Here is an 8,525-nt window from a genome sequence, read left to right on the forward strand (position 1 = left end):
CCCGCGGTTCACCAGGCACAAACAAAGCGCCCTCCCCACAGGGGAGGGCGCCTGGTGCGCACTGCGGAGCCCGTTACCTAGTTGTGCAGCGCCGCTGCCACGTCGGCCAGCCCGAGCGATTCGAGCTTCGCCTTCGAAGGCTTGCAGGTCTCGAGGTCCCAGTCGCAGGCCTTGAGGAACTCGGTCTCCAGCGTCTCAGTGTCGAGCTTGATGCCCTGCAGCGGGCCGGCGTGGGTGGCTTCGGTGGTCTCGCCCGTCACCCGGGTCGGGACCGCGCGCTTCCGCGGGTTGCCGCCCTCGCGCACCTCGTACGCCATGCGCAGGTTCGCGATGCGCTCGCCGATCTGCATCATCTCGTCGAGGTCCATGTCCCAGCCCGTGACCGCGTTGAACCACGACGGCATGTTGGCCGTGTTCGCTGCCATCATCACGAACTGGCACATCCCGCCAGCATTCACCACGTGCATGTACTCGCTGGCGCCTTTGTGGTGCTCGCCGCGGCCCGTGTAGACCTTGTTATCCGCCGGGGCCGGCGGGATCTTGCCGAGCCGCTTGTTCCCTTCGTACTGAGTGTGGCGCGCCGGCGTCGGGTCGAGCTTGTACGTGGTGTAGTACTCCGGCTGCAGCTTCGGGTCGTGCATCGGCAGCTCCTGCCCGCCGATGTGCATGGCGAACTTCTCCGCGCCGCGCCCGATTTTCTCCGCCGCGACCTTCACGCCGTCCGCGAACACCGCCGCGATGCCGCGCCGCTCGCCCATCGCCTTGAGGAACGCGATCATCGCATCGGCATCGCCCCAGCGAAGATCGATCCCTTCGGTGTCCTCCTTGGTGATGATGCCGTTCTGGTAGCACTCGATCGCCATCGAGATCGCGCCGCCCGCGCTGATGACGTCGAACCCGTACTCATTGCACAGGTGGTTCGCGTAAATCAGCGCGTCCGGGTCGGCGACCAGGTTCATCGTGCCGAAGGCGGCCATCGCCTCGTACTCCGGCCGGTGCGTGTGGTGCGGGTACGGATATTTCGGGTTGGTCGACTCCTTCGACTCAGCGCCGCAGGCCATCGGGCAGCGCCAGCAGCCGTACGACTTCTCCATCCGCGGGTTGATCTGCGAGCCGCCGTCAATCTGCTGCGCAATCGGGAAGTCGATAACCCCAACGCCGCCCCAGTTCTTCACCGGGCTGTCGCCGTTCAGCGCCGACATCGCCGTGATGCCGGTCGTGCCGAAGTTGTGGAAGAAGTCCTTGAGCGGCTTGACGAACTGGTCCAGGTTCTCCCGGAGCATCTTAATCGTCACGTCGCTCTGGCTAATGACCTTGCGGTCGGCCAGCGCCACCACGGCCTTCAGGTTCTTCGACCCCATCACCGCGCCGACGCCCGAGCGCGCAGCCAGCCGGCCGTGGTCGTTGCAGACCCCGCTGATCAGTGAAAGCGTCTCGCCCGCAGGGCCGATGTTCGCCACGCTCGCGCGCTTCCCATGCCGGTCCTTCAGGAACTTCTCATTCTCGATCGCGCCCTGGCCCCACTGGTCGCTCGCGTCCCGCAACTCCACCTTGTCGTTGTCGATCAGCAGGTAGACGGGCTTCTCCGCCTTGCCGAAGAACATAATCCCGTCCCAGCCGGCCAGCTTGAGCACGCCGCCGAAGTCACCGCCGCAGTTGGCGTCGCCCCAACCGCCCGTGAGCGGGCTCTTGCACACCACCTGCCAGCGCTGCCCGAACAGCGGGGTCCCCGTCAGCAGGCCGGCAAACATCCCGAGCATATTCTCCGGCCCGAGCGGGTCCGCACCCTTCGGCACCCGGTCCCAGAGCATCCGCGCCCCGATCCCGTAGCCGCCCAGGTACTGCCGGTACAGCGAGTCATCCGGGTATTCCACCGTGATCTCACCGGTCGTGAGATTCACGTTCAGCATCTTCCCGTTGTAGCCCTTCTCGAGCACACTTCCGGAGCTTTGCGTTGCTGTCGTCAAGTCCTCATGCCTCCTTAGCGCGTGTCGCGCCTGCTGCGCACTGCATCGTTGCCGGTTTCACGAACGCTCGCAATATGCCGGCCCCGGCATAGCGGTCCCGCTTACCCGAGCCCGGCCGCCAGCCGGGCCACCTCGTCCGCGTCGAGCCCCAGCACCTCCAGCAGCACCTCCATCGAATGCTCCCCGAGGCACGGCGCCGGCCGGCGCGGTCCGCTCTCGTACCCGCTGATGCGGAACTGATGGCCTTCGTATGGCACCAGTCCCATCTCGGGGTGCTCAAGCGGATGGAAGAAGTGGCGATGCTTCAGCTGCGGGTCCTCCAGCAGGTCGCTCGAGCGTTTCACCACGCCCGCTGCGATGCCCGCGGCCTGCAGCTTCTCCATCAGCGCGAAGCCATCCTGCCCCGCGGTCCATGTGCCGACCAGCTCATCAAGCTCCCGCCGCCCGGCCAGCCGTCCCTGGGCCGTGGCCCAGCGAAGGTCCAGCACCCAGGGCTCGCCAACCGGGGCCGCGAACCGCTGCCAGGCCGCGTCATCCTCGATGGCGATCGCGATCCACTCGTCCGTCCCGGCTACCGGGTAGGCCCCGTGCGGCGCCATCGCAGGGTCGTCGTTCCCCGCCCGGCGCGGGACCTTCCCGTTCACCTGGTACTCCACCAGCTCCTTCGCAAGGAAGTGCAGCGCTGCCTCCATCTGCGCCTGTTCGATGCGGCAGCCCTCGCCGGTCCGCTTCCACCGGTCGATCGCCGCCATCACGGCCGTCGCGAGGAACCGCGGCGCGATCGTGTCGGTGTACGCCGTGAACGGTCCCGAAGGCGGTCGGTCATCCCACCCGGTCACCTCGTAGAACCCGCTGATCGCCGCCGCGTGGTTGCCGTAGCCCGCCAGCGGTGCCGCCGGCCCTGTCTGCCCCATCAGGCAGGTCGACACGTAGATCACGTCCGGGTTGACCGTTTTCGCCCATTCGTAATCGAGGCCGAGGTCCCGCATCGTCCCGGGCGTGAACGACTCCAGGACCACATCGGCCCAGCTGATCAGCTTCCGCGCGATCTCGCGGCCCGCCTCCGTCTTCAGGTTGAGAGCAAGCGATCGCTTCGAGGTGTTGAACGCCCCGAAGAACTGCGACCGGTTCGGACCGAACACCCCGTCCTTGAACGGCCCGCCCACCCGCAATCGATCCGGCGGGTTGGCGGTTTCGATGCGGATCACGTCCGCGCCGTGGTCGCCCAGGTACTTGCCCGTGATCGGCCCTACACCAATCCACGAAAAGTCCGCGACTTTCACCCCGGCCAGCGGCAGCGTGCCCTCCGGCTCCCCGCCCGCCGGCCTGCGCGGCTCCCTCGGGGGCAGGCTCCCCGCATCGCGCAGCGCCTCGACCCGCTCCCCGAACACCAGGGGCTCGCACTCGGCCCGCACCCACGGCCCGGGGGCCTTCACCACCACGCCCGGCCGCACCTCGAGGTCGCGCCAGTACTCCCGCACCTTCAGGTGCACGAAATCCAGGATCTCGGGGACGGTCGTCACCGGCGCGAAGGTCACACCGCTTTCCAGGCCGATCTCCAGCAGCTCCTTCTTCGTGCGCGTTTCGATCCACCGCTGCAGCGCCGCGAGCACCTCTTCGTACGAATACTTCAGCGGCTCCCCGGCCAGCACCTTCACGTCGTACCGCGCCCACTCCTCGCCATCGAGCCATTCCTCGGGAACGATACCGTCCCGCACCAGCCACTTCATCATCGGCACCAGGGTCGCGCCGTTCCCCAGCACGACCACCTCGCCGTCCTTCGCCCGGTACACCATCGGCAGCGTGATCGTCCCGAGCTGCAGCGCCGTCCCCGCCCGCTCGAAGTCCCGGCCCTGGATCGCGTGCGCGATCATCGCCTGCAGTCCCGTCCAGAAGACCGCCGCCTGCACCGACACGTCGACGAACCGCCCAACGCCGGTCCGCTCCCGCAGGTGGTGCGCCACCAGCGCCCCGACAGCGCTTTCGGCGGCCGCGTGGTGCCAGCACTGGGGCACCGTCACCCGCACCGGCGGCCGGTCGGGGTCCCCGTTGAGCGCCATCATGCCGCCCATGGCGGCCAGCACGAGGTCCGTGGTCCGATAGCAGGAATACGGCCCATCCTGCCCGAACGGTGTCGTTGCCACGTACACCAGCGCCGGGTTCACCGCCTGCAGCTGGTCCCAGCCCAGCCCCCGCTGCGCCATCGAACCGGGCGGCGCGTTCTCGAACAGAAAGTCCGCAGTCCTCACCAGCTCCAGGAACCGTTCGCGTCCGTCGGCGCTGTCGAGGTCGAGCGCCACCCGCGCCTTGCCGCGGTTCGACACCGCATACTGCAGCGCCTCGTCCCCCGGCGGCTCGAAACCGGGGGGCTCCACCCGGATCACCTCGGCACCGAGGTTCGCCAGCATCAGCGGGCCGAGCGCGGCCCGGCTGTCCGTCAGGTCAATCACCCGGTACGGGCTCAGCATGCCCATCAGCGCTCCTCCCCGGCTACTTCCCTTCGAGCCGGTCGACCCGGCCCATCAGCTTCTGGTCGATGGTCACGTGGCGCAGCAGCTCCCAGGCCACGATCCCGACCCCCGCGACGATCCCGCCCGTCACCGCCAGCCAGCCCGTATCGTTCGCCGCGCCAATCCCCAGCAGCGCCGCTCCCGCCCCCGCCGCCAGGGCGCCAATGCCGGAAGTCGCGTGTCCCGATTCATCACGCAGCGCCGCGTTCAGCAGAATCCGGGATGTGCCGTTCATCGCGTCGTACCTCAATCGCTGGAATCGGCCATGACTATACCAGCAGCCCGTCGATTTTGGACGCCCGTCCAACGAAAAAGGGGGCATCCAGGCCCCCTTTTTCGTCTCAACCGCCCCGCCGGTCAGTTCGCCGGCGCGGTCCAGTTCACCACCGCCGGTGCGGTCGGCCGCAGGGCGATGAAGTACGCCGTCCCGCTCCGGAACGTCGTGAAATCGTTCGCCCCCGGCACGCCCTCGCTGCCGGGGAAGTAGCCCAGCCACGCTTGCGTTTGCGGGTTGAACAGCCAGATGGCCCCAATCAGCCCGCTCACGTTCGTCGTGCCCTGCTGCGTCCCGCCGATCGCCTGCGCAATCGATTTGTTATCTGCGCCCGTCCAGACGATCAGCGTGAACGTGCGGTACAGCGTGTACTGGATGGTCGACGTGCTGGTGTTTGTGAAGTCGTCGGCCGAGGTATTCACGCTGGTCCCGGTGGCATTGGTCACCCGCACATCCACCACGCCCGCGGGCGTGCCGGCGGGCACCGTCGCCGTGATCTGCGTCGAGCTCACCACCGTGAACGAGGCCGTCACCCCCCCGAACGTCACGCTCGTCGCGCCGGTGAAGTTCGTCCCCGTAATCGTCACCGTCGTCCCGATCGGCCCGCTGGTCGGGTTCAACCCCGTCACCGTCGGGATGGGCGTGCCCGTGCAGGTGAAGTCGTCGGCCGCGGTGTTCGGGCTCGTCCCGCCCGGCGTCGTGACCCGGACGTCCACCACGCCCGCGCCCTGCACCGGCGCCACCGCCGTAATCTGCGTCGATGACACATAGGCGAAGGTCGCCTGCACCGTCCCGAACACCACCGTCATCCCGCTCGAGGTGAAATTCGTGCCGGTGATGGTCACAATCGTCGTGCCGTTGCACGCCCCGGTGCTCGGGTTCAGCGAAAGCACCGTCGGCCCGGTCGTGTACGTGTAATCATTCGCCGTCCCGGTCGTCGTGTTCGACCCGTTCGGCGTGGTCACGATCACCTCGACCGTCCCTGCCGGGTTCGCCGGGGTCACACAGGTGATCTGCGTCGAACTCACGACCGTCAGCGACGTGCACGGCACGCCGCCGAAGGTCACGCTTGTCGCCCCGGTGAAGTTCTGCCCGGTGATGGTCACCGTCTGCCCGCCCGTGGTCGGCCCGGCCGCCGGGTTGACCGCGGTGATGACCGGGATGATGGTCGAGTCCGAGATTTGCAGCACCGCCGTGCTCGGCGTTCCCAGCGTGGCCCCGCCGGTCGGGTTCGAAAGCGCCAGGTTCACCGTCTCCGTCCCTTCGGTAAGCGTGTCCGGGGTCGGCGTCACCGTGAAGGTCTTCGTGCCGCCCTCGCCGTTGGCCCACGTCAGCGTCCCGCTTGCTGCTGTGTAGTCGACCCCCGCCGTCGCCGTCCCGCCCGTGGTCGCGTAGTCGACCGTGACGGCGCCGCTGGTCCCGCCGGTCCGGGTCACACTGATCACGATCGGCCCGCCGGCCTCGGTGCCGCTGTAGGTCGCCGAGGCGAACTGGATCGTCCCGGTCCCGTCGTCATCGGTGATGGTTAGCACGGCCGTGGTCTGCGTACCGAGTGTCGCGCCGGTCACGCCGCTCAGCTGCAGGTTCACCGTCTCAGGCGATTCGACGCTCGTGTCTTGCAGGATCGTGATGGTGCAGAACTTGGTGATGGTATCGCCATTGGCCCAGTTGAGCACCTGGCTGGTCACCGTGATGTAGTCAGAACCGGCCGTGGCCGTGCCCCCGCCCACCGTCGAGCACTGCACGCTGGCGGCGCCGGTGCTCCCGTTCGTCCGCGTCACCGCGATTGATGCCGTCCCCGCCCCCTCGCTCACCGTGTAGGTCGCCTGCGCGAACTGGATCGTGCCTGGCCCATCGTCATCGACGATCGTCACGGTGTGCGTCGTGATGGTCCCCGCGCCGCCGGTGAACCCGCTGCTGCCTGTCAGCAAGAGCACAATCGTTTCATCCGGGCTCTCAGTAATCGCGTCCTCGACGATCGTGACCGTGCAGGACTTCGGCCCGGTGTCTCCCGGGTTGAACGTGATCGTCTGGTTGCTGAACGAATAGTCGGTCCCGCTCCCCGTCGCCGTCCCGCCGCTCACCGAACACGTGACCGAATCCGTCCCGGCCGTGCTCCCCTCGCGCACCACCGCCACCTGGTGCGTCGTGTTCCCCTCGGTCACGCTCGAGCTCGCCGCCTGGAACGAATACTTCGGCGAACCATCGTCATCGACGATCGTCACGGTCGCGCTCGCCGTCCCGACGCTGCTCCCTGACGGCACGCTGATGGTCACGCTGAACGTCTCATTCGACTCGGGCGTCGCGTCTTCGATGGTCGAGATGTTGAAAGCAAAGCTGTTGCTCCCCGGCACCGTGAAGATGTAACTGTTGATTCCAGGATTAACATAATCAGCGCCTTCGGTGGCCGAGCCGGCTGTCACCGTAATGGTCACCTGCACATTCTGTGTGCCACCGCTCCGGTTGATGGTGATGGTGACTGCATCACCCTCGGCGACCGTGTAGGCATTCGAGCTCAGCGAAAACGTCCCGTCGGCCCGCGCCGACCCCGTCCCCATCACCATCGCCAGTACCGCCGCCAGCAGCGCCGCCGCTGCCAGCAGCACATTCCGGCGACTCCCGTCGCCAGCCAGGGCTATTCGTCCCATGTGCACACCTCCTGCACGTGTTCCAACGTCCGCTCGCCCGTCACCGGTTCCCGAGGCGGGACGCGACTCATGAGTCTACCTCCCCGGTCAAGCCGGCCAACCCGGGCATTCCCCGATCCGTTCCATGGCCCTGGCCCCGCGCCGGGTGACGCCCTACGGGCGATACCCACGCGCCCGCGGCCCCAACCGGTGTCGCTCGACCGCGTACGCCTGCTCCACCCAGTCGCACAGGATCGGCCGCGTGTCCCGGGGATCGATCAGGTGCTCCACCCCGAAGGCGTGCGCCGTCCGCAGCGGCGAACGCACCGCCCCGAGCTTCGCCATCAGCTCCGCCCGCAGCGCGTCCGGGTCCTCGGCGGCCGCCAGGTCCCGCTTGTAGGCCGCTTCGATCCCGCCCTCCAGCGGCAGCGACCCCCAGTCGGCGCTCGGCCACGCATACCGCAGGTTCAACCCGGCCGTGTTCGCATGGCCCGCCCCCGCCACGCCGTACACCCGCCGCAGGATCACTGTCACCCACGGCACCTTCGCCTGGAACACCGCCGCCAGCGCCCGCGCGCCCTTTCGAATCGTGCCCTGCTTCTCGCCCCACGTGCCGATCACGAATCCCGGCTGGTCCACCAGGTTCACGCACGGGAGGTGGAACGTGTCGCACAGGTCCACGAACCGCGCGAGCTTCTCGCTGCCGTCCGCCGTCAGCCCGCCGCCGTAAAAATACGGGTCGTTCGCCACCACGCCCACCGGGTACCCATCGAGCCGCGCGAAGCCCGTGACCACGCTCTGCCCCCAGCCGGCGCCGATCTCGAAGAACGAGTCGCGGTCGAAGACGCTGCCGATGATCGCCCGCACTTTATACGGCCGGCGCCGATTCTTCGGGATCGCCCCGATCAGCCATTCGTCGCGCCGGGCCCGGTCGTCGGTCGGCGGCGTCCGATCCGGCTGCTCCCACGCATTCTGCGGCAGGTACGAAAGGAACCGCCGAATCTGCTCGAACGCCTCCTCCTCGCTCTCCGCTACGTTATCGACCACGCCGTTCCGCCAGTGAATCTCCCACCCGCCCAGCTCCTCCTTCGATACCACCTCCCCCATACCCGCCGCCACCACCGGCGGCCCGGCCACAAACACCTGC

The 8,525-nt window shown here is 68.0% G+C and carries 5 protein-coding genes; all 5 read right to left on the reverse strand.

Going from position 1 to position 8,525, the window contains the following annotated elements; all coding sequences use genetic code 11:
- Positions 1–77 precede the first annotated feature (77 nt).
- Positions 78–1,967, reverse strand: a complete 1,890-nt coding sequence (locus VAE46_RS11625; protein WP_322797102.1) for an aldehyde ferredoxin oxidoreductase family protein — start codon at positions 1,965–1,967, stop codon at positions 78–80.
- A gap of 101 nt (positions 1,968–2,068) precedes the next feature.
- Positions 2,069–4,441, reverse strand: coding sequence for a CoA transferase (locus tag VAE46_RS11630; protein ID WP_322797103.1), 2,373 nt, complete (start codon positions 4,439–4,441; stop codon positions 2,069–2,071).
- A gap of 16 nt (positions 4,442–4,457) precedes the next feature.
- Positions 4,458–4,712 carry a hypothetical protein gene (locus VAE46_RS11635; RefSeq protein ID WP_322797104.1) on the reverse strand — a complete coding sequence of 85 codons (255 nt, stop codon included), beginning with the start codon at positions 4,710–4,712 and terminating at the stop codon, positions 4,458–4,460.
- 122 nt (positions 4,713–4,834) lie between these two features.
- Complete coding sequence (locus tag VAE46_RS11640; RefSeq protein ID WP_322797105.1) at positions 4,835–7,399, reverse strand: Calx-beta domain-containing protein; 2,565 nt, start codon at positions 7,397–7,399, stop codon at positions 4,835–4,837.
- Between the two features lie 153 nt (positions 7,400–7,552).
- Positions 7,553–8,525, reverse strand: a 973-nt coding sequence (locus tag VAE46_RS11645) for an acyl-CoA carboxylase subunit beta (RefSeq protein ID WP_322797106.1), incomplete at its 5' end; no start/stop codon positions are given.

The organism is Tepidiforma sp., from assembly GCF_034433535.1.
GTDB lineage: Bacteria > Chloroflexota > Dehalococcoidia > Tepidiformales > Tepidiformaceae > Tepidiforma.

Coding starts and splice junctions, on each gene's coding strand:
- VAE46_RS11630 (WP_322797103.1), bottom strand. CDS start 4,441: ATGGGCATGCTGAGCCCGTACCGGGTGATTGACCTGACGGACAGCCGG.
- VAE46_RS11635 (WP_322797104.1), bottom strand. CDS start 4,712: ATGAACGGCACATCCCGGATTCTGCTGAACGCGGCGCTGCGTGATGAA.
- VAE46_RS11640 (WP_322797105.1), bottom strand. CDS start 7,399: ATGGGACGAATAGCCCTGGCTGGCGACGGGAGTCGCCGGAATGTGCTG.